Source organism: Sphingomonas baiyangensis (genome assembly GCF_005144715.1).
Classification (GTDB): domain Bacteria; phylum Pseudomonadota; class Alphaproteobacteria; order Sphingomonadales; family Sphingomonadaceae; genus Sphingomonas; species Sphingomonas baiyangensis.
Window position 1 is genome coordinate 1406074 of record NZ_SWKR01000002.1, and the last position, 26733, is coordinate 1432806.

Annotated in this window: 21 protein-coding genes, 1 tRNA gene and 1 other annotated feature; of the genes, 10 read left to right on the forward strand and 12 right to left on the reverse strand. The window is 69.5% G+C overall.

What is annotated here, in order from left to right:
* Nucleotides 1-122 precede the first annotated feature (122 nt).
* Nucleotides 123-1592, forward strand: a complete 1470-nt coding sequence (locus FBR43_RS10080) for an FGGY family carbohydrate kinase (protein ID WP_136943014.1) — start codon at nucleotides 123-125, stop codon at nucleotides 1590-1592.
* A 67-nt stretch (nucleotides 1593-1659) separates the two neighbouring features.
* Complete coding sequence (locus FBR43_RS10085; RefSeq protein WP_169542573.1) at nucleotides 1660-1977, forward strand: PilZ domain-containing protein; 318 nt, start codon at nucleotides 1660-1662, stop codon at nucleotides 1975-1977.
* Between the two features lie 2 nt (nucleotides 1978-1979).
* Here the strand turns inward: FBR43_RS10085 and dacB are convergent, their stop codons facing one another.
* Nucleotides 1980-3374 carry a D-alanyl-D-alanine carboxypeptidase/D-alanyl-D-alanine endopeptidase gene (dacB, locus tag FBR43_RS10090; RefSeq protein ID WP_136943016.1) on the reverse strand — a complete coding sequence of 465 codons (1395 nt, stop codon included), beginning with the start codon at nucleotides 3372-3374 and terminating at the stop codon, nucleotides 1980-1982.
* 151 nt (nucleotides 3375-3525) lie between these two features.
* Here dacB and FBR43_RS10095 point away from each other — a divergent pair, with 151 nt between their 5' ends.
* Both FBR43_RS10095 and FBR43_RS10100 read left to right on the forward strand, forming a co-directional pair.
* A complete protein-coding gene (locus tag FBR43_RS10095; RefSeq protein WP_136943017.1) occupies nucleotides 3526-5364 on the forward strand; it encodes an amidohydrolase family protein in 1839 nt (612 codons plus the stop codon).
* A gap of 62 nt (nucleotides 5365-5426) precedes the next feature.
* Nucleotides 5427-5482: a sequence feature (sul1 is cis-regulatory element that is thought to sense ions involved in sulfur or methionine metabolism; They are found in Alphaproteobacteria), on the forward strand.
* Between the two features lie 57 nt (nucleotides 5483-5539).
* Nucleotides 5540-7036, forward strand: a complete 1497-nt coding sequence (locus FBR43_RS10100; protein ID WP_136943018.1) for a SulP family inorganic anion transporter — start codon at nucleotides 5540-5542, stop codon at nucleotides 7034-7036.
* A gap of 4 nt (nucleotides 7037-7040) precedes the next feature.
* Here the strand turns inward: FBR43_RS10100 and FBR43_RS10105 are convergent, their stop codons facing one another.
* The 7 genes from FBR43_RS10105 to FBR43_RS10135 form a co-directional block, all read right to left on the reverse strand.
* Entirely contained in the window at nucleotides 7041-8276 is a 1236-nt protein-coding gene (locus FBR43_RS10105) for a dicarboxylate/amino acid:cation symporter (protein WP_136943019.1), read from the reverse strand.
* 16 nt (nucleotides 8277-8292) lie between these two features.
* Nucleotides 8293-9849, reverse strand: coding sequence for an N-acyl-D-amino-acid deacylase family protein (locus tag FBR43_RS10110; RefSeq protein ID WP_136943020.1), 1557 nt, complete (start codon nucleotides 9847-9849; stop codon nucleotides 8293-8295).
* Nucleotides 9846-10820, reverse strand: coding sequence for a dipeptide epimerase (locus tag FBR43_RS10115; RefSeq protein ID WP_136943021.1), 975 nt, complete (start codon nucleotides 10818-10820; stop codon nucleotides 9846-9848). The genes FBR43_RS10110 and FBR43_RS10115 overlap by 4 nt, the downstream gene beginning before the upstream one ends.
* Entirely contained in the window at nucleotides 10778-11815 is a 1038-nt protein-coding gene (gene dgcN / locus FBR43_RS10120) for an N-acetyltransferase DgcN (RefSeq protein ID WP_136943022.1), read from the reverse strand. Before dgcN ends, FBR43_RS10115 begins: the two co-directional genes overlap by 43 nt.
* Nucleotides 11816-11883: 68 nt before the next feature.
* The gene (locus FBR43_RS10125) at nucleotides 11884-12765 is read right to left on the reverse strand and encodes a LysR family transcriptional regulator (RefSeq protein ID WP_136943023.1); all 882 of its coding nucleotides are present in this window, start codon (nucleotides 12763-12765) and stop codon (nucleotides 11884-11886) included.
* Nucleotides 12762-13889 (reverse strand): serine hydrolase domain-containing protein, encoded by a 1128-nt coding sequence (locus FBR43_RS10130; protein ID WP_249276535.1) that lies wholly within the window; start codon nucleotides 13887-13889, stop codon nucleotides 12762-12764. The genes FBR43_RS10125 and FBR43_RS10130 overlap by 4 nt, the downstream gene beginning before the upstream one ends.
* 93 nt (nucleotides 13890-13982) lie before the next feature.
* Nucleotides 13983-14537 (reverse strand): alpha/beta hydrolase, encoded by a 555-nt coding sequence (locus FBR43_RS10135; RefSeq protein ID WP_136943025.1) that lies wholly within the window; start codon nucleotides 14535-14537, stop codon nucleotides 13983-13985.
* 123 nt (nucleotides 14538-14660) lie between these two features.
* Here FBR43_RS10135 and tyrS point away from each other — a divergent pair, with 123 nt between their 5' ends.
* Together tyrS and FBR43_RS10145 are read left to right on the forward strand one after the other, a co-directional pair.
* Nucleotides 14661-15890, forward strand: coding sequence for a tyrosine--tRNA ligase (gene tyrS / locus FBR43_RS10140; RefSeq protein ID WP_136943026.1), 1230 nt, complete (start codon nucleotides 14661-14663; stop codon nucleotides 15888-15890).
* Nucleotides 15891-15988: 98 nt separating this feature from the next.
* The gene (locus FBR43_RS10145; protein ID WP_136943027.1) at nucleotides 15989-16309 is read left to right on the forward strand and encodes a PilZ domain-containing protein; all 321 of its coding nucleotides are present in this window, start codon (nucleotides 15989-15991) and stop codon (nucleotides 16307-16309) included.
* A 7-nt stretch (nucleotides 16310-16316) separates the two neighbouring features.
* Here FBR43_RS10145 and FBR43_RS10150 read toward each other — a convergent pair whose 3' ends face one another.
* Both FBR43_RS10150 and FBR43_RS10155 read right to left on the reverse strand, forming a co-directional pair.
* Complete coding sequence (locus FBR43_RS10150; protein ID WP_136943028.1) at nucleotides 16317-16712, reverse strand: hypothetical protein; 396 nt, start codon at nucleotides 16710-16712, stop codon at nucleotides 16317-16319.
* A complete protein-coding gene (locus FBR43_RS10155; RefSeq protein WP_136943029.1) occupies nucleotides 16709-18673 on the reverse strand; it encodes a putative bifunctional diguanylate cyclase/phosphodiesterase in 1965 nt (654 codons plus the stop codon). The genes FBR43_RS10150 and FBR43_RS10155 overlap by 4 nt, the downstream gene beginning before the upstream one ends.
* Before the next feature lie 119 nt (nucleotides 18674-18792).
* Between FBR43_RS10155 and moaA the strand changes: the two genes are divergently transcribed.
* From moaA to FBR43_RS10175, 4 genes are all read left to right on the forward strand, one after another.
* Nucleotides 18793-19809: a GTP 3',8-cyclase MoaA gene (gene moaA / locus FBR43_RS10160; RefSeq protein WP_136943030.1), complete on the forward strand. Its 1017-nt coding sequence runs from the start codon at nucleotides 18793-18795 to the stop codon at nucleotides 19807-19809.
* Entirely contained in the window at nucleotides 19806-20582 is a 777-nt protein-coding gene (locus FBR43_RS10165) for an NAD kinase (protein ID WP_136943031.1), read from the forward strand. Before moaA ends, FBR43_RS10165 begins: the two co-directional genes overlap by 4 nt.
* Before the next feature lie 99 nt (nucleotides 20583-20681).
* Nucleotides 20682-20756: transfer RNA gene (locus FBR43_RS10170), tRNA-Asn, on the forward strand.
* 49 nt (nucleotides 20757-20805) lie between these two features.
* On the forward strand, nucleotides 20806-22869 hold the full coding sequence (locus FBR43_RS10175; RefSeq protein ID WP_136943032.1) for a TonB-dependent receptor: 2064 nt from the start codon (nucleotides 20806-20808) through the stop codon (nucleotides 22867-22869).
* A gap of 13 nt (nucleotides 22870-22882) precedes the next feature.
* On the opposite strand, the gene FBR43_RS10180 is transcribed toward FBR43_RS10175, so the two are convergent.
* On the reverse strand, nucleotides 22883-24739 hold the full coding sequence (locus FBR43_RS10180) for a sensor histidine kinase (protein WP_136943033.1): 1857 nt from the start codon (nucleotides 24737-24739) through the stop codon (nucleotides 22883-22885).
* The gene (locus FBR43_RS10185; protein WP_249276536.1) at nucleotides 24739-26631 is read right to left on the reverse strand and encodes a two-component system response regulator; all 1893 of its coding nucleotides are present in this window, start codon (nucleotides 26629-26631) and stop codon (nucleotides 24739-24741) included. Before FBR43_RS10185 ends, FBR43_RS10180 begins: the two co-directional genes overlap by 1 nt.
* Nucleotides 26632-26733 lie beyond the last annotated feature (102 nt).

A 26733-nucleotide genomic window follows, 5' to 3' on the forward strand; every position in this document is an offset into this window, starting at 1 on the left:
CGGCGGCGGGGGCCGGACCGGCAGCGCCGGGCTCGATCAATTCGGGATTGTCGCTCACGCGCCGATGCTAGCCGTTCGCACGGGTTGTGGAAATGGGCACCGCGCTCGCCTAGCCTTTGGCGATGAAACATCTGCTCGTCCTCGATGCCGGCACCACCTCCACCCGCGCGATGCTGTTCGCGCGCGACGGTTCGTGCAGCGCCACGCACGCGGCCGACATCCCGCAGCATTATCCCCGCCCCGGCTGGGTCGAGCAGGATGCCGACGATCTGTGGCAGCTGACCGAGCGCGTCGCGCGCGCGGCGATCGCCGATGCCGGCGGCGCCGAGCGGATCGCGGCGATCGGCATCGCCAACCAGCGCGAGACGATCTGCTTCTGGTCGCGCCGAACGGGCAGGCCGCTTGCCCCCGCGATCGTCTGGCAGGACCGGCGCACCGCCGCGATCTGCCGCGACCTGCGCGAGGCGGGTGAGGAAAGCGGCGTGCAGGCGCGCACCGGGCTGCTGCTCGATCCCTATTTCTCGGGCACCAAGATCGGCTGGGCGCTGGAACATTGGCCGCAACTGCGCGCGGCGGGCGACGATCTGGCGATCGGCACCGTCGAGAGCTGGCTGGTGTGGAAGCTGACCGGCGGCGCACACGTCACCGATGCCGCCAACGCCTCTCGAACGTTGCTGATGGGCCTTGGCAGCGGGCAATGGGACGACGGACTGGTCGAGCTGTTCGGCGCGCCGCGCGCCGCACTCCCGACGATCGTCGACAATGCCGGCGAGCTTGCGGAAACCACGTTGTTCGGCGGCCGCATCGCGATCACCGGGCTGGCGGGCGACCAGCAGGCCGCGACGATCGGCCAGGGCTGCCTGTCGCGCGGCGAGGCGAAGGCGACGTTCGGCACCGGCGCGTTCGTTCTGGCCAATGCGGGAAGCGCGCCGCCGACATCTCGCCACCGCCTGCTGGGCACGGTGCTGACGCAGATCGGCGGGCGGCGCAGCTACGCGATCGAGGGTTCGATATTCGTGGCGGGCAGCCTCATCCAGTGGCTGCGCGACGGGCTGGGGCTGATCGCGCGGGCCGACGAAAGCGAAGCACTCGCGCGATCGGTCGACGACAATGCCGGAGTCTATCTCGTGCCCGCGCTTGCCGGCATCGGCGCGCCCTGGTGGGAGCCCGGCGCGCGCGCGGCGATCACCGGGCTCAGCTTCGCCAGCGGGCGCGCGCATATCGTGCGCGCCGCGCTCGAGGCGATGGCGCACCAGTGCCACGACCTGAAGACCGCGTTCGCCGCCGACGGCGCCGACTGGGCGCGGCTGCGCATCGACGGGGGAATGGTCGCCAATGACTGGATGGCGCAGGACCTGGCCGACATGCTGGCGATCGCCGTTGACCGGCCGCACTTCACCGAAACGACGGCATTGGGCGCGGCGATGCTGGCGGGGCTTGGCTGCGGGTGGTTCGCGACGCTCGACGATGCAGTGGCGGCGATGCGCGGCCCGGTCGAGAGCTTCACGCCCGCTGCCGATCCGGCGCACCGGGCCGCCCGGCTGGCCGGCTGGCAACGCGCCGTCGAGGGTGTGCTGGCGAGCGCCCGGTAAGCTTTTGGTTACCGATCAGGCGTAGTTTTCGGCCCGAGTATTCGCGTATTTGCTACAGGAGGTCCTCGTGCGATCGAGTGCGCAGGCATTGCAGGATCAACGGGCCAGCTGTCGCGTGTCGCTGTCGGCACAGGGCAAGATTTCCGAACCCTATCTGGGCCAGCATCCCGTCGAGTTGCTCGACATATCGTCCACCGGCGCGCGCATCGCGACGTTCCGGCAATTCCAGGTCGGCCAGTCGATCTATCTGACGATCGACAAGCTGCAATCGATCAAGTGCGACGTACGCTGGGTGAAACCCGGCGAGATCGGCGTCAGCTTCGACCGCAAGCTGCATGTCGCAGTCGTCGATCACGTTGCCGCGGCGAATCGCGGCGCCCGCTAACATCATAGCTGTGCGGCAAGCGCGACGAGTTCGGCGTCCATCCGCGCGGTTACAGACGGCACGTTAGCCGGCACGTCGTTCGCGAAGAAGGCGAAGGTGTAGCGGCGCCCACTCGCACCCTCGAAATAGCCCGACAGCGCCGAGGTCGCGTTGAGCGATCCGGTCTTGGCCCACAGCCGGCCGGCGAGTGGTGTGCCGATGAAGCGCCGGGCCAGCGTGCCGTCGGTCGCGGCGACGGGCAACGTCGCGCGCCAATTTTTCGCCCAGGGCTGACGATCGGCCCAGCGCAGCAGCGCCACCACCGCGCGCGGCGACAGCCGGTTGTAGGTAGACATGCCCGACCCGTCGGACAGATCCCAGCCCGCGCGCGGCGCGCCGGCAGCGCTGAACATCGCCGCGACACGATCGAGACCGGCGGCAGCGCTCCCCTGCCCCAGGCGCCGCAGCGCCATCTCGGCGAACAGGTTCTGGCTGTCCTTCATGAGGCGCGTCCGCGCCGTCTCGTCGGCCGACGGTTCGAGCGTTGCGAGCGCCGCAGGGGGATTGGGCGCAACGCTCTCGATCCGATGCCTTGCGCGTGCGCTCCCCGTAACCGCGACGCCGCGCGCGCCCAGCAGTACGGCGAAGCGGTGCGCCGTCCACGCGGCGGGATCGTCGATACCCAGCGGAAAGCGTTGCTCGGAAGCGTCGGCGGCGATCGTGCCCGATAGCCGCACCACACGCGAATCGGGCTGGCGATCGAGCGAGAGCGCGGTTTCGCTGCCCGTCACGGCGCGATTATCGAGCGTGAACCAGTCGTCCTCGATCCGCGCCACGGCGGGTGCACCTGATACGCCCGGACGGACGACAAGCCATGTGGTGTTCGCGTTGAGCGTCAGCGCCGAGGTGGCGGTGCCCGAGCGCGTCCACAGGTTGTTCCACGCCATCCCCCCGCCCCAGCGATCATGCTGCCAGAGCCGGTCGTCGCCGACGACGTCGCGCACGCGGCGATGGCGGGCGGCGACGGCATCGGCGAGCGTCGCGACGCAGGTGCTGGCGCAATCGGCCGCGTCGGAGAGCAGCGGATCGCCGGCACCCCAGAGCACGACGTCGCCATTCTCGAAGGCGACCCGCGTACCGCCTCGCGGCGGCAGCGGCGCGTGGAAGCTGGCGGCCACGGTTGCGAGCTTGGTGTTCGATGCCGGCAGGAAGCGGCCATCGGGTTCGATCGCCACGACGTCGCGCCCCTCGGCATCGACGACCAGCAGGCCCCAGCGCGTACCGGCAAAGGGGGGATCGCGTCCGGGATCGGCAAGCGGTGCGGTGGCTGTGACGGCGGCGGGGCGCGGCACGGCCTGATCGGCAGCGGCGCACGCAGGCAGCACGAGGAGAGCGATAAGGGCGGCACGATGCGGCATCGGGGCACCCTATCGCGACTGCCGTGCGCGGCAAGCACAGCCATAGGATTGCGCGGCCAACGCATAACCGCGCGGCATAATAGCCTGTGTGCGGGTTGCACCCCTGCCGCCTCGCCCTAGGGTCCGTGGCGATGCAACCGGGCCATAAACCTTGAAACCGCTGGCGATCCTTGCCGCGCTTACGCTGCCGCTGACGGCGGGCGGTGCCGCGCCGCCAATGGTCGAGGCGCTGCTGATCCGCGGGGCGCATGTGTTCGACGGCAGCGGCAGCGCCGCGCAACCCGGCGACGTGCTGATCGAAGGCGAGCGCATCGTGCGCGTCGCGCCACGCATCGCAGCGCCGCCGGGCGCGACGGTGATCGAGGGTGCAGGACACACGCTGCTGCCCGGCCTGCACGATCTGCATACGCACATGCGCTCGCCAGGATTTGGCGGCCCCGACGATCCGGGCAAGGCCTATGCCGCCTATCTGGCGGCAGGTGTCACCACCGCGTCCGATTTCTCGGTCTACCACGAGATGCTCGCTCCCATCCGCGCGATGACGGCATCGGGCGCGGTGCCCGCCCCGCACCTGAAGCTCGCGATCCGGCTGAGCACGCCGGGCGGGCACGGCGCCGAATATGGCTGGGGCAAGGACTTCACGCTTGAGGTCAACACCCCGCGCGCCGCGCGCCTGGCGATGGGCAAGGCGCTGGCCTACAGGCCCGACGTCATCAAAGTGTTCACCGATGGCTGGCGCTATGGCCGCAGCCCCGACCTCACCAGCATGGACGTGCCGACGCTTGCCGCGATCGTCGATGCCGCACATGCGGCGGGCGTGCCCGTCGTCACGCATACGGTGACGCTCGCCGGCGCCAAGCTCGCGGCGCGCGCCGGTGTCGATGCGCTGGGTCACGGCATCGGCGACGCGCCCGTAGATGACGAGGTCGTCGCGCTGATGCGCGCGCGCGGCACTGCCTATGTCCCGACGCTCGCGGTGTACGAACCACTCCAGACGCGCCGGTTCACCCCGCGTGCCGCCGCCGCACTGCGCGCGCCCGAAGCGGCGGCCGAGGCGCGGCGTGACACCGAAACCGCGATCCCCGAGCTGGAGACGAGGCGCTGGGCGATCATGCGCGCCAATGTGAAGGCGCTCGCCGACGCGGGCATCGCGATCGGCGTCGGCACCGATGCGGGGATCGGCGGGGTCTATCACGGATCGGCGACGCTGCACGAGATCCGCCTGCTCACCGAAGCGGGGCTTACACCGGCGCGTGCGCTCGCCGCTGCGACATCGGCGAGCGCCGCGATCCTCAACGACACGCCCCGCCATGGCCGCATCGCACCCGGCCAGCGTGCCGACCTGTTGCTGGTGGCAGGCCGCCCCGATCGCCGGATCGACGACCTATTCGCCGTGCGCGAAGTGGTGCTGGCGGGCCGCCGAGTGAATCGCGCACGGCTGGCGGAGCTGCTCGGCTCGACCGCGATGTCGCCGCTCCCGCGCACCGCGATGCCGGGGCCGATCTACAGCGGCAATGGCCCCGAGGGGCGCACCGATCTTGGCACGCTGATCGTCGACAATTCGGATGCGGGGGTCGATCACAGCGAGCTTGAGCATGTCCGCCTGCCCGATCCCCGGCGGCTGTTCGCGCTGGCGCGTTTCGGCGCGGCGCCGCGTCCCTATGCGCGGCTTTCGCTGCCGTTGACGCCCGGCGGCGTGCAGCTTGCCGATGCCAGCGGCTTTGCCGGCGTGATGCTCACGGTGCGCGGTGCGGGCGCGTACCGGCTGATGTTCGATCAATATGGCCTGCGCCAGTCGCAATGGTTCGCCGCCGGGTTCGACGCCGGCGCGCGGCGTACGCGCATCCGCCTGCCTTTCGAGCGTTTCGCCAGCCGCGACGCCGCAGCGCGCTTCGATGCCGCGAGCCTGCGCAAGATCGAGATCGAGCTGAGCGGCGCGCCGGGCGGCAAGCAGTGGATCGAGATCGATAACCTGCGCTTCTACCGGTGACGCGCAGCCGCCCGGCCGCACTTGCCTTTGCCGCGCCGGTTCGCCTATGGGGCCGCCATTCGCAAGGACCCGGTGCAATTCCGGGTGGCTATTCCGGCCGCCGATCCGCCGGACAACAACATGCACGCCTCCCCGATGCGCCGTCCGGCGCGCTGTGCCCTGTTGTGGATTTTCAATGACCTTCAATCTCGCAGCCTATCGCCGTCAGTGGTTCACCGACGGCGCTTCCGCCCGCCGCGACGTGCTGGCGGGTATCGTCGTCGCGCTCGCGCTGATTCCCGAGGCGATCGGCTTTTCGATCATCGCCGGCGTCGATCCGCGCGTCGGCCTCTACGCCTCGGTCGCGATCGCGATCACCATTTCCTTGATCGGCGGCCGGCCCGGCATGATCTCTGCGGCAACCGCTGCCGTCGCCGTGCTGGTGGTGCCGCTGGTGCGCGAGCATGGTGTGGAATATCTGTTCGCCGCGACGATCCTGATGGGCATCATCCAGATCGCCGCCGGGCTGCTGCGGCTCGATCTGGTGATGCAGTTCGTGTCGCGATCGGTCATCACCGGCTTCGTCAACGCGCTCGCCATCCTCATCTTCCTGGCGCAGCTCCCGCAGCTCACCAATGTCGGCTGGGAAACCTATGCGATGGTGCTGGCCGGGCTGGCGATCATCTACGGGCTGCCGCGGCTGACCACCGCCATCCCCTCGCCGCTCGTGGCGATCCTCGTGCTAAGCATCGTCAGCATCGCGCTTGGGCTGCCAGTGAACACCGTCGGCGATATGGGCCGGCTGCCCGAAGGGTTGCCGAGCCTTGCATGGCCGCAGGTGCCGCTCACGCTGGAGACGCTGCGCATCATCCTGCCCTATTCGCTGACGATGGCGGCGGTGGGGCTGCTCGAATCGCTGCTGACCGCGCAGATCGTCGACGACATGACCGATACCGACAGCGACAAGCGGCAGGAATGCGCGGGCCAGGGCGGATCGAACATCGTCGCGGCCTTGTTCGGCGGCATGGGCGGGTGTGCGATGATCGGCCAGTCGGTCATCAACGTCACCTCGGGCGGACGCGGCCGGCTTTCGACCTTCGTGGCAGGCGCCTTCCTGCTGTTCCTGCTCGCGGTGCTGGGGCCGTTCGTCGGGCGCGTGCCGATGCCGGCGCTGGTGGCGGTGATGATCATGGTGTCGATCGGCACGTTCAGCTGGAACTCGATTCTCAATCTGCGGCGGCATCCGCCCACCTCGTCGGTCGTGATGCTGACGACGGTGGCGGTGGTGGTGCTGACGCACGATCTGTCGCTCGGCGTGCTGGCAGGCGTGCTGCTGTCGGGCATCTTCTTCGCGGGCAAGGTGCAGCGCATGTTCGCGGTCGAGCGCGCGCTGTCCGACGACGCGGCCGAGGCGACGTATCGCGTCACCGGCGAGATCTTCTTCGCGTCGGTCGAGCGCTTCACGCGGGCCTTCCAGGCCGAGGACCGCGCGCGGCGCGTGCTGATCGACGTGACAGGCGCGCATTTCTGGGACATCTCGGGCGTCGGCGCGCTCGACAAGATCGTCGCCCGGCTGCGGCGCGACGGCCGTGAAGTCGAGGTGATCGGCTATAACCGCGCCAGCGCCGACATCGTCGATCGCTTCGCGCTGCATGACAAGACGGGGGTCGAGCTGGGGCTCGCGCCGCACTGAGCGATCAGGCGGGCGGCCGGGTTAGTCGCGTGTCGAGCGCGCCCTCCGCCCGCGCCACTACCGTCGCCACGGTGAGATTGGCCGAGGCGCTGGGCACGGTGCGCGTCATGTCGAGCAGGCGATCGAAAGGGAGCACGAGGCCGACGATGAGCGCGGTCTGCTCGGGCGAGATGCCGACGGCCGCCAGCACCGCGGCGAGCATGAACAGCGAGGCCGAAGGAACGGGCGCGGTGCCGAAGGCGGCGAGCGCGCCCGTCAGCAGCACCACCAGCCAGTCGGCCGGCGCCATCGCATGGCCCAGCGCCTGAAGGCTGAAGATGCTGAGCAGCCCGACATACATCGCGGTCCCGTCCTTGCCGATGCTGGCCCCCAGCGGCAGCACGGTGGCGGCGACGGGGCGCGCGATGCCGATATTGTCCTCGGCGCGGCGGATCGCGACCGGCAGCACCGCCGAGCTCGAGGCGGTGGAAAAGGCGATGGCCAGCGCATCGGCGATCGCGCGGTAGAAGCGGCCGATGGGCACGCGCGCGGCTAGCCGCAGCAGCGGCAGGTGGACGAGCAGCATCTGCGCCGCCGATCCGATCAGGACGCACAGGGCGAGCCAGCCGATATTGGCGAACACCGCGACGCCGTTGGCCGCCACCGCATTGGCGATGAGGCCGAACACGCCGAAGGGTGCGGCTTCCATCACCAGCCGAACGATGGTGAGCAGCACGTTCGATGCCGAGGCGAGCAGCATGGCGAACGGCTTGCCCGCTTCCCCCGCCACCATGGTGCCGATGCCCAGCAAGATCGCCACGAAGATCAGCGCCAGCATGTCGCCCTTCGCCAGCGCGTCGACGATGTTGAGCGGCACGATGCCGATCAGCGTGTCGTACAGCGAGCCGGGCTCGCCGAGCGCCTGCGCCTCGACCGCACCGAGCGCGGCGCCCGCGCCCGGTTGCACCAGCGCGCCGACGCCCATGCCGATCGCGACGGCGGCGAGCGTCGTGGCGGCGAACAGCGCGAGCGTCCTGCCGCCAAGCGGCCCGAGACGCGCGGGGTCGGCCATGCCCGCTATGCCCGCCGCGATCGTGACGAGCACGATGGGCGCGACCAGCATGCGGATGAGGCGCACGAACAGATCGCCGAGAAACGCCACCCAGGGCGCCGCCTGCGGTGCCAACAGCCCGAGTGCGATACCGAGCAGCAGCGCGCCTAGCACGCGCTTCCACAAGGCGATGGCGAACCAGCGCTTCATGCGTGTCGCATCCGCGTCATGCGCAACCACCGGTCGGCTTCGCCGGCAACGCGCGGCCTGCCGCCACACCCGTCAGCTTTGCGCGCGCGACGGCGATACGGCCGTTAACCAACACCCATTCGACACCTTCGGACAACCGCCGCGGCTGCGCATAGTCGGCGCGTTCGCGATAGCGGCGCGGATCGAGCACGACGATATCGGCATAATGCCCCGGCACCAGCCGGCCGCGTCCTTCGATGCGCAGCGTGTCGGCGGCAAGCGCCGCGCTGGCGCGGACGAAGCTGGCGGTATCGATCAGCCGGCGCTCGCGGACATAGAGCCGCCATTTGCGTGCGAAGCTGCCGAAGGTGCGCGGATGGCCGGTCGAAGCATCGGAGCCGGTCATCACCCAGGGGCGCACCATGAATGCCGCGATATCGGCCTCGCTCTGATTGAACGACGCGACCGCCGGGTCGTCGCGGCGGATGACGGCGATCGCGGCGTCTACCGGATGGCTGCGCATCGCCGCCGCGATCTGCGCCAGCGTGCGGCCCGTCGTGCCTTCGGGCCCGGCAGTGACGAGCAGCTTCGCCGCGCCGCCGCGCCGGCGGAGATTCTCGATCATCTCGGGCCGCATCCGCGCCATCGCGGCGGCGTCGTCGAAACGCGCGAGCATCGCGCCGCGCCCGCCGTCCTGCGCCCAGCGCGGCACCAGCGCGGCGACGAGGCTGGTGCCCGATGCGTCCCACGGATATTGATCGGCGGTCACGCGCTGACTGGCGGCCTGCGCGGCCTCGACCTGCGCGATCACCGCGCCCGCCTGCCCCTCGACATCGACGCCGAGCGCCTTGATGTGCGCGATGTTGACGGGCGTGCTGGCGCGACGCCCGATCTCGATCGCCTCGGCAATCGCCGCCTGCAGCCCGATCGAATAGCTCGATTCGTCGCGGATGTGACTGTCGTAGATGCCGCCGCGCCGCCCCGCCTCGGCGGCGACGCTTACCACCTCGCCAATCGTTGCGAAGCTCTGGGGTGCGTAGAACAGTCCCGTCGAAAGCCCGCGCGCGCCGGCACACATCGCATCGGCGACGAGCGAGCGCATCCGCGCCAGTTCGGCCGGTGACGGGGCGCGATCGGCATCGCGCAGCACCGCGCGGCGTACCGCCCCGAAGCCGACATGCGCGCCATAATTGACGCCGACGGGTCGCGTGGCGGCACTCGCCAGCGTTGCCCCGACATCGACCGCGCCGCCGCCGTCATTGCCGATCATTACCGTCGTCACGCCCTGCATCAGGAACTGCGGCACCAGACGCGCCGCCGCGTCGGTGGCAAGAAGGTCGCCCTCGGCATGCGTGTGCGGATCGATGAATCCCGGCGCCACCAGCATTCCCTTTGCCTCGATCACGCGCGCGGCGGGCAGGTCGAGGCGCGGACCGATGGCGAGGATGCGATCCCCTCGAATCGCCACGTCGCCGGTGAACGGCGCGGCGTCGCCCGTCGCCACGGTGCCGCCACGGATGAGGATGTCGGCGCGCGGCACCTCCTGTGCGCCGCTGAGCAACATCGCCGTGACGGCGACGGCGAGGCGCCTCATGCCCCGCCCCAGAAGCCCGGCGCCGGCGGATGGAGATACCCCCCCTCGATCCGCACGCCCCCTTCGCGATCGTCGCGCAACCACCATGGTCCATCGCAATCGACGAAGGCGGCGCGCGGCGCAAGCGCGAGCGCCGGCGCGATGCCCAGCGAGGAACAGACCATGCAGCCGAGCATCAGGCCGAAGCCCTGTGCTTCGGCGGCATCGGCGAGCGCGGTGGCCGCCGTCAGCCCGCCGGTCTTGTCGAGCTTGATGTTGATGTGGCTGTAGCTTCCCTTCAGGCGCGGCAGGTCGGCGATGCCGTGCCCCGCCTCGTCGGCAGCGATGGCGATGCGGCCGGCGAAACGCGCGAGCGCGGCGTCGTCATCGGCGGGCAGCGGCTGTTCGAGCAGATCGACGCGCGCCTCGATCAGCACCGGCAGCGCGACTTCGAGGATCGCGGCGTTCCAGCTTTCGTTTGGGTCGACGATCATGCGCGCATCGGGCAGCGCGGCGCGGACGGCGCGGATGCGATCGGCGACCTGCTCGCCATCGACCTTTACCTTGACGAGCGGCACGCCCGCCACCGCGTGGGCAGCGCGCGCCATGGCGCTTGGCGTGTCGATGACGATCGTGACGGCGGTTTCGATGAGCGTGGTCGGCATGGCAACGACCGCGCCGTCAAGCCGCGCCTCCAAGTCGTGCAGCGCGGCATCGACTGCATTGCGCGCCGCGCCCGCCGGCATGAGCTCGAGCACTTCGCGGCGCCCCGCCCCGCCTTCGATCGCGCTGCGCGCGCTTTCGATCACTGCGAGCGCGCCGTCGATCGTTTCGCCGTAGCGCGGATAGGGCACGCCTTCGCCGCGTCCGACCGCATCGCCCTGTCGGATGTGCACCGTCACCACATCGGCGACGGTCTTGGTACCGCGCGCGATGCGGAACGGGCGGCTCAGGCCGAAACGGTCGTGATGGGCGTCGAGGATGCGAAGCACCGTTCGATCTCCTCGACGATGGGCGCGACGCCGAAGCGCACCGGATCGGTAGTGGGCAGGCCGAGTTGGGCGGCGATCTCGGCGCAATGCCGCCCGGCCGCTCCCTCGGGCAGCCGGCTGGTGTTGAGGCAAACGCCCACGAAGCGCGCATCGGGGCTGGTAAGCCGCGCGATGCGAAGATTGGCGTCGATGCACTCGGCAAGCTCGGGCACGCGCGCATGTGGCAGGCCGCGCAGATGCGGGCGATCGATTTCGTGGCACAGCACCAGCGCGTGCGGTTGCGCGCCGTGCAGCAGGCCGGTCGACACGCCGGCGAACGAGGGGTGGAACAGCGATCCCTGACCCTCGATCACATCCCAGCCATCGTCGTGCCGCGCGGGCGCCAGCACCTCGACCGCGCCCGAGATGAAATCGGCGACCACGGCGTCGACGGCGATCCCTTCGCCTGCGATCAGGATACCCGTCTGCCCGGTCGCGCGGAAATCGGCGGCGTGGCCGCGTGCGCGCAACCCGCGTTCGATCGCGATCGCGGCGTACATCTTGCCGACCGAACAATCGGTGCCGACGGTGAGCAGACGGCGCCCCGCGCGCGGCAGGCCGTTCCCCACGGGCAGCGACGGCGGCGGATCGCGCACGTCGAACAGCCGCACGCCGGCCTCGGCTGCGGCGCGCACCAACTCGGGCTCGTCGCGCAGACGGTGGTGCAGGCCGGCAGCGACATGCATACCCAGCCTGATCGCGGCCAGCGCATCGGCCACCAGCGACGCACCCATGCTGCCGCCGGGATTGGCGATACCCAGCACCAGTGTCTGCGCGCCTGCGGCCTTGCCCTCGGCCAGCGTCATGCGCGGCATGCCGACGGTGAGCGGACAATCGTCATGTCGGAACTCGCCGACGCAGCTTGCGGGCACGAAATGCGCCAGCCCGCGCGAGGTCTTGATGCCGAGCGGATCGTCCGAATGGCCGAGATAGAGCAGATAGGGCGCGGGGATCATGGCCGGACCCTATGCGCGCCTCTCGAGCCCGGCGCATAGGAAGGATCGGGGCGGGTCATAACGGCGGGCTATAGCGCGTCGATCGTAGCGCGCAGGTCGTCGAGAAACGCAGCTCCCGCCTGCGACAATGGCCTGTCCTCCAGGTGCATCGCGCGCACGTCGAACTGGATCGACGGTTTGAGCGGTCGCCACGAAAGCTCGTCGGAAAGCGAGGCGGCGGCGGTGAAGCTGTCGACCACCGCCACGCCCACACCGGCGCGCACCAGCGTGGCGGCGATGTAGAAGGTGCGTGTCGACACGATCTCGGCAAGCTCGATGCCGCGCCGCTCGGCCTCGCCCGAAAAAAGCTGCCCCAACGGGCCGCTGTGCGCGAGGCTGATGAAGGGAAAGGCGGCGATGTCGCCCAGGTCGAGCCGGCGCGGCGCGGCAGGCAGGTCGGCTTCGCGATACAGCACCACCAGCTCGCCCTCGCCAAGCCAGTGATCGGCGACGGCGATGCCCGCAGGCGGCTCGAACGCGATCGCAATATCGCATTCGCGCTCGTAGAGCTTGGCGGCAAGGTCGTCGTGATGCACCGTCTGGAGATCAAGCGCGGTGCCCGGATGGCGCTTGAGGAAGCGCGCGACGGCCGCTGGCAGCACGCCGAGCGCGAGCGAGGGCAATGCCGAGATGCGCAGCGTCCCGCCGCCGCGCCGGATGTTGCGGCTCGTCTCGCGCAGCGCGCGGACGCGATCCTGCACCAGCGACGCCTCGGCGAACAGGCTGTCGGCGGCGTCGGTCGGCACCAGCTTGCCCTTTGTGCGCACGAACAGATCGAAGCCCAGGAGGCTTTCGGCGTGGCGCAGCACCTTGGTGACCGAGGGTTGCGAGACGTTGAGCGCGCGCGCGGCGCCGCTTACCGACTTGTGCAGATAGACCGCGTGAAAGACCTCGATATGGCGAAGGTTCATCGGCCCGCCGCCAGCCTTTCCTCGATCTGCGAGAAGGCCGAACGCCCTTTTGGCGCATCGAGCGGCACGCCGGTGGCGAAATAGGCGACGCCCTGCCCGGCCTCGACATCGGCCCACAGACCCGATCGCAGGCGATAGGCGTCGCCGGCATGGCCGATGCGCCGCCGCCCATCGCCGAACGGATCGTCAGCGCATCCCTGCACTGGTGTCGCGGTGAAGGTGATGCCGAGGCCGTAGCTGCAATAGAAGCCGTTCAGCGTATCGCCGTTCGATCCGTCGAACGTCCAGAGCGGTGTCGCCAGCATCGCGAAGGATGCCGGCGACAGCAGCCGCACGCCATCGACCGCGCCGCGCCCGAGCAGCAGCCGGCCGAGCCTTGCCAGCCCCTCGGCCGAGATGCGCATGCCACCCTGCGGCGAGAAGATCGCGCCGTTGCGGCCGGCCACCCAGCGCGCGAGGTCGCAGCCGCCGTCGCTCGCGGGCGTCACGCCGTTGCACGCCGGGCGCGCACCGCGATGATCGTCACGCAGCGGCGTCGTGCCGCTTGGTTCGTATAGCACCACCGCGCGCGCAGTAGCGGCATCGCTGCACGTCGCCCAGTTGAAGCACGCGTCGATGCCCAGCGGCTCGAAGACGAGGCGACGCGCGACGCGATCGAACCGCTCGCCGGTCGCGCGTTCGATAACCGAGGCGACGATCGGGAAGTTGAGGTTGGTGTAACGGAAATAGATGCCGGGCGCTTCGGCACCCCATGCCTTGGGTTCGGCGAGCGCGGCGCGCAGATCGGCATCGAGCGGTAGCACGTAATCGATGCCGTCGGTCAGCCCCGAGCGATGCGACAGCAGCAGCTCGAGCGTGATCGGGGTGTCAGGATGCGCCGGATGCCGTAATCCCCAGCCCAGCGCCTGCGACACGTCGGCGTCGAGATCGAGGTCGCCCGTCTCGACCAGCCGCAATACGGTGATCGCGACCACCAGCTTCGAGATCGAGGCGACGCGTACCGGATCGTCGGGCGTCAGTTTGCGCTGCGCGGCGACCTCGGCGAGCCCCGCCGCCTGGCGGCGCGTGACACCCGATGCATCGAACGCGATGCGCGCGCCCGCAACGGGCTCGGGCGGAGGCACGGCGGAAGACGGCGCCGCAATCTGCGCGGCAACAACAAGCAGCAAGGGCGACATGGCCGAAGGCTAGGGTTCAAAGCGGGGCAGGACAATCGCCTATTCGCGCTGACCCAGCAATCGTTCGGCGGTGCGGATATCATGCGCGACGACGGCCTGCGTCACCCGCCCGAACAATTGCAGCGCAGTGCCCCAGCCCGCCCTGGGACGATGCGCGTGTCGTGGCGGCGGCATCAGCCTTGCGCCCCATTCGGCGGCGAGCCGCGCAGCGTCGTCGGCTTCGTCGATGACGATCGTCGGGAACGGTAGCCCGATGGCGGGCGAGGCAAACCCGGCTCGCGCATCGGCCGGCGCGAACAGTAGCGCACCGCGCACCCGCGCGACATAGTCGGCGGGCGTCAGCCGCGCCCACCACGCGGCGGCCAGACACGCCGCTCCCTCGGCCACCAGCAGCACACGCCGATCGGCAGCGCGCACCGCCTCATCGATTCGCGCGCCGAGCAGGTTGCGCTGCTGGACGGTATCGCCCGCGAAATGGACATGTCGCGTGCCGGTCGCGGGGAAGCCTAGCAGCCGTGTCCAGCCGGGGATCGCGGACGAATCGCCGATGGTGACGGTCTGCCACGAGTCGCCGGCAAGTATCGCGTGTCGCATGATTCTTTCCCGAGCTCGAATATCATAGCCTGCTAGTAGGAGAATCTGCGCGCACTACGCTCTTGCGTCAAGCGACGGGTGGGGATGACGCGCCGGGCCGCCTTCGCTATGCGCCGCATCGCCATGACCGCATACACTTCCGATCTGCTTCGCACGCTCGAGGCGCGCGGCTATATCCATCAGGCGACCGATGCCGCCGCGCTCGACGCGCTGGCCGTGCGGCAGGTGGTGCCGGGCTATATCGGCTTCGATCCCACCGCCCCTTCGCTGCACGTCGGCAGCCTGGTGCAGATCATGATGCTGCGCCGGCTCCAGCAGACGGGCCACAAGCCGGTGGTGCTGATGGGCGGCGGTACGGGCAAGGTAGGCGATCCGAGCTTCAAGGACGAAGCGCGCCGGCTGATGACCGACGAGACGATCGCCGCCAATGTCGCCTCGATCAAGACGGTGTTCGAGCGGTTCCTGACCTTTGGCGACGGACCGAGCGATGCGGTGATGGTCGACAATGCCGACTGGCTCGACAAGCTCGAATACATCCCCTTCCTGCGCGACATCGGGCAGCATTTCTCGGTCAACCGGATGCTGGCGTTCGATTCGGTGAAGCTGCGGCTCGATCGCGAGCAGTCGCTCAGCTTCCTCGAATTCAACTATATGATCCTCCAGGCGTACGACTTCCGCGAATTGTCGCGGCGCATGGGCGTGGCGCTCCAGATGGGCGGATCGGACCAGTGGGGCAATATCGTCAACGGTATCGAGCTGACGCGCCGCGTCGACGGACGCGAGGTGTACGGGCTGACGACGCCGCTCATCACTACCGCCGATGGCGGCAAGATGGGCAAGACGATGGCAGGCGCGGTGTGGCTCAACGAGGATGCGCTGCCCGCCTATGATTACTGGCAGTTCTGGCGCAACACGCACGATGCCGATGTCGGGCGCTTCCTGCGTCTGTTCACGGACCTGCCGCTCGACGAGATCGCGCGGCTCGAGGCGCTGGGCGGCGCTGAGATCAACGAGGCGAAGAAGCGGCTGGCCGACGAAGCGACGGCGCTGTGCCGTGGCGCCGATGCCGCCGCACGCGCGGCCGAGACGGCGCGTCGCACCTTCGAGGAAGGCGCCGCGGGCGAGGCGTTGCCTACCCATCGCGTCGAAGCCTGGACGATCGGCGTGGTCGACGCGCTGGTGGCGCTCGGACTCGTCGCCTCGAAAGGCGAAGCACGGCGGCTGGTGAAGGGCGGCGGCGCGCGCGTGAACGGCGAGAAGGTCGATGACGATGCGCTGGTCGTCACGGTGCCGGCAGAGGGCGTGCGGGTATCCGCCGGGCGCAAGCACCACGGCCTGCTGACGCGCGGCTGAACCGCAACCATCTGTTAACCCGCTTCCTTTCGCTGCCGTTCACACGCGCCATCTAGATTGTATGCCGGTACACCAGCCAAGGGGGAGTACGGCCCGACATGGCCTATGCGGGGGGCAGTCTTGCCTTTGTCGAACAGCGCGAAAGCAACCGCGATCTCGTCCATTTCCGTGCGCGCGGCTTTGGCGGCGATGCGCGTTCGCTGTCGCTGCTGATCGTCAATATCTCGCCGCACGGGCTGATGGCGCGTTGCGAGGGCGAGCACGAGGCGGGCGAGCGGCTGCGCATCACGCTGCCGGTAGTCGGCGTGGCTGCTGCCGAGATACGCTGGGCACTCGGGGGCCGGCTGGGATGCAGCTTCGACGTGCCGATCGATCGCGCCTCCTATTACGAGCTGCTCGCCACGATGATCCAGCGCTAGCGCTAGCTCAGGCCGATACTTCGAGCTCCTCGGTATCCTCGATCGCGAGATCAGTGAAGATCTCGCGCGTCATCACGAAACTTCCGCCATAGCTGCCGAGCGTCCAGCTGCCGGCGACCTCGGTGCCCGCATCGTTCACCGCGCCCTGATACAGCACGGTATGCGTCATCCCGCCCGACCCGTCATAGGTCTTGGCAAAACGTACCGAAGCACCGTTGCGCACGCCGGCCACATCTGCGCGCACGATGCCGCTGCCCCGCCAGATATCGCGCTCGGTAATCGCGCCGCCAACGCCGCCGGCGGTTTCTGTGAGATGCGCGATGAAGGCGTTGCCGATCACCGCGCGGCTCTGGGCGGCATAGGACCCGTACCAGACGCCGCTCAGATCGCGCGCGTCGGTCATGCCCGTTGCTCGATAAGCGCCGCCAGTGCGGTCACGTCGAGCGGGCGGGCGCACAGGAAGCCTTGATAATATTGGCAACCCTCCTTCGCCAGCAGTTCGAGCTGCTCGTCGGTCTCCACTCCCTCGGCGATCACCGCGAGGCCGAGCGAGCGCGCCATGTCGATCACGCCGCGCACGACGATGCGGTCGCGCGGCGTGCCGGCGATGTCCTGGCTCAGCTGCCGGTCGATCTTGAGATAATCGAGCGGCAGCGCCTTCAGATAGGCAAGGCTCGAATAGCCCGTGCCGAAATCGTCGATCGCCACGCGGCAGCCCGCGCGGCGCAGATCGGCGAGTAGCCCGGCGGCGCGCCCCAGCTCGGCGATCAGCCCGCTCTCGGTAATCTCGATCGTCAGCCGCGCGCGCGGAAAGCCGCTGGCGTCGATGCGATCGAGCAGCATGTCGGCGAAGCCCGTCCGCGCGACATCGTGCGCGGTGACGTTGATCGAGAGGCGCAGGTGCGAGAGCGCGGTCGGCCAGGTCGCGGCAGCCTCGAGCGCGATGCGCTGTACGTGATCCGACAGCGCAGTTCCGAGGCCGGCGCGCTCGGCCGAGGCGAACAGCGCTTCGGCACCCAGTTCGCCGAGCCGCGGGTGCTGCCAGCGCGCCAGCGCCTCGACCCCAGCGATGCTGCCGCTGGCGATCGCGACCTGCGGCTGGAACAGCGTCTCGATCTGCCCGCCCTCGATGGCGGCGCGCAGCTCGATCGCAAGCCGGTCGAGCCGGTCGCCATCGACCTGCTCGCTTGCGAGCGGTTCGGCGGCGCGGCGCAGCAGGCGGGCGGCATCGTCGCCCTCTCGGCTCGTCGCCACGCTGATGCGCGCGCCGAGCGGCACGAGCTCGCCAACGACCACGAACGGCCGCGCCAGCGCCGCCTCGATCGCGACGGTCGCGCGCGCCAGCGCGTCGGCGGGCTCGCGCGTGGCGATCGCATAGGTCGCGCCGCTCAACCGCGCCACGATCGCCCGGCGGCCGAGGCTGTGCGCGACGGCATCCTCGATCCGTCGGCTGGCGGCGCGCAGCAGCTGGTCGCCGGCGCCGCGCCCATAGGCCATGTTGACGACATCGAAGCGCGCGAGCGCGACATGCGCGACGGCGAGCGACGATCCGGCATCGAGCGCATGTGCGATCCACTGGCGCGCGCCCTGCTCGTCGCGGACCGGCGGCATCGCATCGCGCAGGACGGCGCCGATGTCGGGCGGATCGCCTAGGGGCTCGATCAGCGCATGGATACGCCCCGTTTCGGGATCGCGCTGCAGATGCTGGACGACACGCCCGACCGGCGCCAGCGCGTGCGCGAACGCGGTGCCGGGTTCGCGCGCGAGCCGGCGCAGCGCGGTCTTGAGCAGGTGACGTTCGTCGCGCGCGACATGGCGCCAGCCCGCGCGCACGGTCATGCGGTCGCCGCTGTCGAGCAGCGCGGCGAGCGCGGGCGTGGGTTGCACGCTGCCGCGCGCAGGGTCGTAGCGCCAGCCGAGCATGCCGCGTCCGCCGCGTCGCGTGTCCCCCTCGCCGTCGCCCGTGCCACGCGCCGCGAAGCGCAACGCCTGCTGAAACTCGTGTTCGCCGAAGGGGCTGACGAGGAAATGCGTGGCGCCGGCATCGTAAAAGCCGCCGAGCAGCGCGGCGTCGTTGCGCGACACGCAGACGAGGATTGCCTGCGCGGCGAGCGCATCGGCCTCGGCGATCGCGCGCACCGCGTCGAGGCCAAGCGAGGCCGATCCGCGCGCGTCGACCACGGCAATCCGTGCACCGCTCGCGCGAAAGCGGCGGTCGGCCGCCTCGCCGCGCCGCGCCGCGACCACGTGCCAGCCACCGCGCGCCGCGAGCGCGGCAAGCTCGTCGCGCTGCCGGAACGAGAGCAGGAACAGGGCGGGCTGATCGCCGGGCGCGGGATCGTGGTTCGGCGCTTCTTTGTCCATCGTCTCGCCGAAAGTCCCCCCGGCGATGCGCCGTGGCGTGAATGGTAGCGCGGGGACGGCGTGCCGCCAATGCCGGACCTTGTGCCCGCAAGCCGTAGTGCCTAGCTTCGGCGCTCGCGATGTCCAGCCCGCACCCGCCCGCAAGCGACGCATCGCTGGTCGATCGCCATGGCCGCGCGATCCGCTATCTGCGCGTGTCGGTCACCGACCGCTGCGATCTGCGCTGTCGCTACTGCATGGCCGAGAAGATGACCTTCCTGCCGAAGTCGGCGCTGCTGACGCTCGACGAGATGGCACTGATCGTCGAGCGCTTCATCGCACGCGGCGTATCCAAGGTGCGGCTGACGGGCGGCGAACCGCTGGTACGGCGCGACGCGATCGATCTGGTGCGCCGGCTCGGCCGCCATGTCGGCGCGGGGCTCGACGAACTGGTGATGACGACCAACGGCACGCGGCTGACGCAGCACGCCGGCACGCTGGCCGAAGCGGGCATCCGGCGCCTCAACGTCAGCCTCGACAGCATCGATCCGGCGACCTTCCGCCATATCACGCGCCATGGCGATCTGGCGCAGGTGCTCGAAGGCATCGCCGCGGCGCGGGCCGCGGGGATCGCGGTGAAGATCAATGCCGTCGCGCTCAAGGGGTTGAACGACCACCAACTCGCCGATCTGCTGGCATGGTGCGTGGCCGAGGGTCATGACCTCACCCTGATCGAGACGATGCCACTTGGCGCGGTCGACGAGGATCGCGCCGATCGCTTCGTGCCGCTTACCGAGGTCCATGCCCGGCTGGCGGCGCGCTTCGATCTGGCCCTCGATGCGCACGACAGCGGGGGCCCTGCGCGATACTGGCGCGTTGCCGGCACATCGGTGCGGCTGGGCCTGATCTCGCCACTGACGCGCAATTTCTGCGAGGGCTGCAACCGCGTGCGGCTGACCACCGAGGGCATGCTCTACACCTGTCTCGGCCACGACGATTCGGTCGACCTGAAGGCCGCGATCCGTGATGGCGGCCTCGCCGGCGTCGATGCCGCGATCGATGCCGCGATCGCCGCAAAGCCCGCGCGGCACGATTTCAGCGTCGCCGCCGGTGCCGCCCCCGCCGTTGCGCGCCACATGAGCGTGACCGGCGGATGAGCGAGCCGCCGCGGCGCGCCTTGATCGCCTCGCCCACGCGGCCCGCACAGGTCGGCGCCGAGGAGCTGCGCGAGCGCTATGAATGGGTGAGCGAGCCCGATGCCGAGCGCGTGGTGGTGCTGGGGGGCGACGGCTTCATGCTCCAGACGCTCCACCAGATGCTTGAGCGGCCGCTGATCGTGCCGGCATTCGGCATGAATCTGGGCACCGTAGGCTTTTTGATGAACGACTGGCGGCTCGATGGGCTCGACGAGCGGCTGCGCCGCGCCAAGCCGTTCCGCGTCACGCCGCTCGCGATGATCGCGACGACGATCGAAGGCGAGCGGGTCCAGATGCCGGCGATCAACGAAGTGTCGTTGCTGCGCGAGACGCGGCAGACCGCGAAGCTCGAAATCATGGTCAATGATCGCGTGGTGCTGCCCGAACTGGTGTGCGACGGCATTCTCGTGGCGACGCCGGCGGGCTCGACCGCCTACAATCTTTCGGCCAACGGCCCGATCCTGCCATTGGGCTCAGCACTGCTCGCGCTCACGCCGATCAGCCCGTTCCGCCCGCGTCGCTGGCGCGGCGCCATCCTGCCCGAAAAGGCACGCATCGCGATCCGCGTGCTCGAACCCGACAAGCGGCCGGTGAGTGCGGTGGCGGACCAGCGCGAGGTGCGCGACGTGGCGATGGTCGAGATCGCGATCGACCGTTCGCGCGAGCTGACCTTGCTGTTCGATCCCGAGCACGCGCTCGACGATCGCATCACCATGGAACAGTTCATCGCGTGATGTTGAGGGCGGCAATGCCCTCCAAAACACTTGCGCCATCCGAAAAGCCGCTGCTATAGGCGCGCCTCCCGACGCGATATGGCGTTCGGGGCACCGCGTTCCCTGATAGCTCAGCGGTAGAGCTCTCGACTGTTAATCGAGCGGCCGTAGGTTCGAATCCTACTCAGGGAGCCATTTTCTTCCGCGCCCCGGTGTGCGCGTTTCCGCTCGGGGCGCTGCTCGCATGAACCGATCGCCGCGCTGGCTTGCCCTGCCCCTGACGATCGCCGCCGCGCCTGCCGCCGCGCAGACGCTGGCGCCAGCCGCGCCGCCCGAGATCGTCGTTACCGGCCGCGGCCTCGATGATCCGCCGCCGCGGTCGGATGCCGTCGCCACCATCGCGCGCGCGCGGCTGACAGCGACCGCGAGCGACCGGCTCGAGGATGTGCTGGGCGACATCGCCGGATTGCAGAGTTTCCGTCGCGCCGATTCGCGATCGGCCAATCCCACGTCGCAGGGCATCACGCTGCGCGGCATCGGCGGCAATGCCTCGAGCCGTGCGCTGCTGGTGCTCGACGGCGTGCCGCAGGCCGATCCGTTCGGCGGTTGGATCGCGTTCCCCGCGCTCGCTCCCGGCGCGCTGGGAGAAGTACGCGTGCAGCGCGGCGGCGGCGGTGCGCGATGGGGATCGGGCGCGCTCGCCGGCGTCGTCGAGCTGGTGAGCGCCACGCCCGATCAGCTATCCCCCGCGACGCTCGATATTGCAGGCGGCGCGCGCGGATCAATCGATGCGCAGGCCAGCGCCAGCCTGGTGGGCGAGACGGGCTTCGCCACGATCCGCGTCGGCCATGCGCGCGGCGATGGCTTCGTGCCGATCGTCGCCGACGATCGCGGCGCGGTGGATCGTGCCGCGCCGTTCGCGCAGACGAGCATCGGCATGCGTGCGGTGACACGCATCGCGCCCGAGACCGAATTGCAGGGCAATGTCGCGGTATTCCGCGACCGGCGCGACCGGGGCCTGGCCTTTACCGGGATCGAGAGCGACGGTGCCGATGCCAGCGTTCGGCTGGTGGGTCGGGGTGCGTGGCGCTGGAGCGCGCTCGGCTATGTCCAGACGCGGCGCTTCGCCAGCGGCTTTGCCAGTGTGAATGCCGATCGCACGAGCGTGTCGCCCGCGCTCGACCAGTATAATGTGCCCGGCACCGGCATTGGCGGGCGGATCGAGGTGGCGCCACCGCTGGGCGAGGCGATCACGCTGCTGATCGGCGCCGATACGCGCCGGACGAGCGGCACCACCAACGAACGCTACAGCTTCACCGATGGCGAGCCGACGCGGTTGCGGCGCGCGGGCGGCGTAACGGCGACCTATGGCGCCTTTGCCGATCTGCAACTCACCGCCGGGCTGTTGCGCCTCGACCTCAATGGCCGAATCGACGGGTGGCGCATTACCGACGGCCGCATCACCGAGCGGCCGATCGGCGGCGGGGCGGCGTTCACCGATGCGCGCTTTGCCGATCGTGCGGGCAGCGAATGGACCGGCCGGGCGGGGCTGGCGCTGGCGGCGTCGGACTCGCTCACGCTGCGCACCGCTGCCTATCGCGGCTGGCGGCTGCCCAATCCGAACGAGCTGTACCGCCCGTTCCGCGTCGGCGCCGATGCGACCGCGGCCAACGCGCTGGTCGCGCCCGAAACGCTGATGGGGGTGGAAGCCGGCGCGACGCTGGCCCCCTCGCCTGCCACGTCGCTCGGTGTCACGCTGTTCGCCAATCGCCTTGACGATGCGGTCACCAACGTCACCATCGCGCGCGGGCCGGGCAATTTCCCCGGCGTGGGGTTCGTGTCGGCGGCGGGCGTCTATCGTCGCCGCGAGAATCTCGATGCGATCGTCTCGCGCGGCGTCGAGGTCGACGGCCGCGTGACGCTCGGCGCTGTCGTCGCGTCGCTTTCCTATGCGCTGTCTGATGCGCGGGTGCGCGATTCGCGCTTCGGCCTCGATGGACTGCGCCCCGCACAGGTGCCGATGCACCAGGCGAGTGCCACGATCGGCTGGGCACGCGCGCGCACCGCCGCATCGCTGACGCTGCGCTATCAGGCCGAGGTGTTCGAGGACGACGAGAACCGCCGCACGCTCAGCGACGCGCTGACGCTCGACGGCGCGGCCGCGCTACCGCTCGGCAAGGGCGTGGCAGTCGAGGCGCGGATCGAAAACGCCTTCGACGCGCGCGTGGAAACGGGCTTCAGCGGCAGCGCGATCGAACGCGCACGCCCGCGCACATGGTGGCTGGGACTGAACGCACGGCTCGATTGAGCCGGGGCTTCGCTCAGGCGGCAAGCTCGTCCTGCGAAAGTTGCGCGGCATCGACCGTCAACACCGCGCTCGCGCCGCGCCCCTGGCCTTCGCTTTCGAGTGCCAGCGTGCCGCCCATCGCGTTCATCGCGTTGGCGCACCAGTGAAGGCCGAGGCCGCCCGATTTATGCGCGCGCGTAGAGAAGCCGCGCTGGAACAGGCGCGGCGTCTGCGCTGTCTCGAACCCCTCGCCATCGTCGGTGATGCGGATGCGCGTGCGGCCGTCGTGATCGTCAATGGTGACGGTGATGGTGCCGCCATCGCGGCCGGCAGCGGCAATCGCTTCGGCGGCGTTGGAGAACAGGTTGCCCACCACCTGGCTCAGGATCACGCGGTTGGCCATCACCCAGTGCGGTTGCGAGGGGAAGCTGAACGCGATCGAATGGCTGCCCGAATAGCGTGCGATCGTCGCGTTCTGGGCGATGATGTCGGTCACGTCGCAGGCGGCCAGTTGCGGGCGCTCGTGCGCATCCTCCTGCTGGCGGCCGATGATCTCGAGCACGTGGCGCATCGCCTCGCGGCCGATCTCGAGCTGGCGGCGACGGTCGGCGCGATCGGCGCCTTCGGCCTCGGCGGCAGCAGCGACGAAGGCGGCAAGCTTCTGGCGACGCACGGGCGGAAGATCATCGCGCGCAAGCTCGGCGACGGCACGGTCCAGCAGCGCGCGGTCAACGGGCGGCGGGAGAGCCAGCCCCTGCGACAGGATGGTGCTCACCGGATTGAGCGCGTTGCGGACATTGTGCATCACCGCGACCGCAGTTTCGGAGCGGCCGAGCTTGAACGATTGGACCTCGAGCTGTTCGCGCAGATCCTTCAATTGTCGCAACATCGCGTTGAAGCTGGCGACGAGGCTGCCGATCTCGTCGTCGCGGCGCTCGTCGGTAAGCGGGAGCATCGCGCCCGATTTGCGCACCTGCTGCATATGTCCTTCGACGCGGCCGAGCGGCTTGAGCACGAGGCTGATGATCGTACGCCGCAGCACCACCAGCACGATCATCAGCAGCAGGGTCGATCCGCCGACCGCGAGCAGCAGCATCCGCCGCCCGAGCAGCGAGAGGTCGCGCGGCACCGCATAGGTGGCGCTCGCGACGGGGCGATCGTCAGCGCCCGATATGGGCACCGCTACGCGAATGCGCGAGGGACCGGCGGCGATCACCGGCGCCGATACGCGGTTCGCCACGTCGAGCGCGGCGTCGAGCTGCAACAGCGTGCGCAACTGTTCGGACGTGATGAGGCGCGCCATCACCACATGGCCGCGCGGGTTGCCGGTGCCGTCGCTGCGTCGCACCTGTGCGACGCCGATCGCGGCGATCCGGTCGCCGAGGCGCGCATAGAAGCTGGCCGAACTGCCGCCTTCGAGCGCGGCGGCAAGATCGATCCGGTCGATCGCCGCCAGCATTGCGGCGCGCGCGGCGGCATCGTCGGTTTCGCGCGACAGGTCGAGCCAGCGCGCGATGACGACATCGCCATCGTTGCGCAGATAGGCCATGCCGTTGATGCCGAGATTGACCATCGCCGAGGTGGCGAAGCTGTCCTGCTCGAACGCGGCATTGGGCGCGCCCATATAGTCGTAGCTCGCGCTCCAGTCGCCATAATCGCGCACCGTGGCCTCGACCTTCGAGGCATATTCGTCGAGCGCCGCGCGCGTGCGTTCGACATGCGCGTCGACGGCATCGGCTTCGAGCCGGTCGAAGCTGGGCGTGATGATGACCGCAAGCAGCAGCGTGATCGCGATCGCGCCGATCACGCCGACGCCGGTGAGGATCAGCACCAGCTTGGCGCCGAGCGAGGCGGGCAGCCTCAGCGCGCGGCGGCGCAGCGACGCGCCCATCAGCCCTGCGTCCCGTTCCCCGCGACGGGCGCCGTGCCTTCGTCTTCGTCGACGGCTTCGAGATAGCGTTGCGTCGCGATCACCACCGAATCCTCGGCTTCCATCGGCCGCGCGTAAAAATACCCCTGAAGATGGCTGCACCCGGCGACGCGCAACGCCTGGACCTGCGCCTGCGTCTCGACGCCCTCGGCCACGACCTCGAGCCCAAGCGCACGACCCAGATGGATGATCGAATGGACGATCGCCGCCGACTCGCGCTCGCGGCCCATGCCGTCGATGAAGCTCTTGTCGATCTTGAGGCAGTCGAGCGCGAACTTGCGGATGTTGTAGAGCGACGAATAGCCCGTGCCGAAATCGTCGAGTGCGATGCGGAAGCCCATCTGGCGCAGGCGATAGAGGGTGTCGGCGGCGCGCTCGGCATCGTCGAAGATCGCGGTTTCGGTAATCTCGATCTGGAGGCGCGACGGCGCGATGCCGGCGCGATCGACGCGCTCGACGACATGGCCAACGAAGTTCTGGCGGCGGAACTGGCGCGGCGAGAAATTGACCGAGACATACTGGCCCGGCCACCGCGCCAGCATCTCGAGCGCCTCGCCCAGCACCCAGTCTCCCAATTCGTGGATGAGGTTCGATTCCTCGGCGATGGGGATGAACATGGCAGGCGAGATCGTGCCATATTCGGGACTTACCCAGCGCAGCAACGCCTCGAAGCCCACGACCTCGGCGCCATCGCGCGCGACGATCGGCTGATAGACCAGCCGCAGTTCGTTATTCGCGATCGCCTCGCTCAGGCCGCCTTCGATGCGGCGGCGGAAGCGGATCGATTCGTCCATGCTCTCGTCGAACACGCGCACGATGCCGCGCCCGGCCTTTTTCGCTTCGTTGAGCGCGAGGTCGGCACGACGCATCACGTCGATAGGATCGCGCGGCTCGCTGCCGTCGGCGATCACCAAGCCGATCGACGCGCTGCCCTGTACCGAATGGCCGAAAACCTTGAAGCTGGTGGCGCAGGCGTGGATCAGCCGCTCGCACGCCATCACCGCGGCGTCCTCGCCCGGTGTCGGGAACAGGATCGCGAACTCGTCGCCGCCGAGCCGCGCGACCATGCCGCGCTCGGGCACGTGCTCCTGGAGCAAGGTGCACACCATGCGGATGAGTTCGTCGCCCGCCAGATGGCCGAACGTGTCGTTGACGAGCTTGAAGCGATCGAGATCGATCATCGCCATCGCAAAGCCCTCGTCGGCGCGTACCCAGCCCTGGAGCGAGCGCAGAAAGGCGAGCCGGTTCGGCGCGTCGGTAAGCGAATCATGATTGGCGAGATGGATCGCCTTCATCTCGTTGGCGGCGAGTTCGAGCGTCTGCTCTTCGAGCAGCGCGACCTTGTCGGCGAGATCGGCGCGGGTCGCCGCCAGTTCGCGGTCGATCTGCCAGCGGTGCGACAGCGCCGAGGCGGTCTGCACCACTTCCTCGACCTCGAAGGGCTTGGCGATGTAGAAGATCTTGTCCGCCGGGCCCGCCACCTTGGCGATTTCAAGCGGCGAGAAATCGGAAAAGCCTGTGACGATGACGATGTTCACGTCGGGATCGAGCGCGCGGATGCGCTTCGCGGTTTCACGCCCGTCGATGCCGGGCGGCATCCGCACGTCGATGAAGGCAACGGCGAAGCGGTTTTCGCCGGCGCGCGCGACGATGTCGACCGCTTCGAGGCCTTGCGTGGCGTGCACCAGATCGAAACGCGGCGCGGGCGGCGTCGCATCGGGCGGCACATCCTCGTCGCCGAAAAGTTCGGCGGCCATTGCCGAGAGGTCGCCGTCGTCGCCCGGACGGGCGGCGAAGCACTGCCGATAGGATTCGTGCATCCCCGGTTCGTCATCCACGATCAGAATGCGCACGCGGTCTTCCCCTTGGCTGCCGATTGCCAAGGCGTAACCGGGCAGGGTTAAAGCGGTGTAAACATGGCGACCCCCGAGAAGCTTATAGACTGCGTCCGGAAC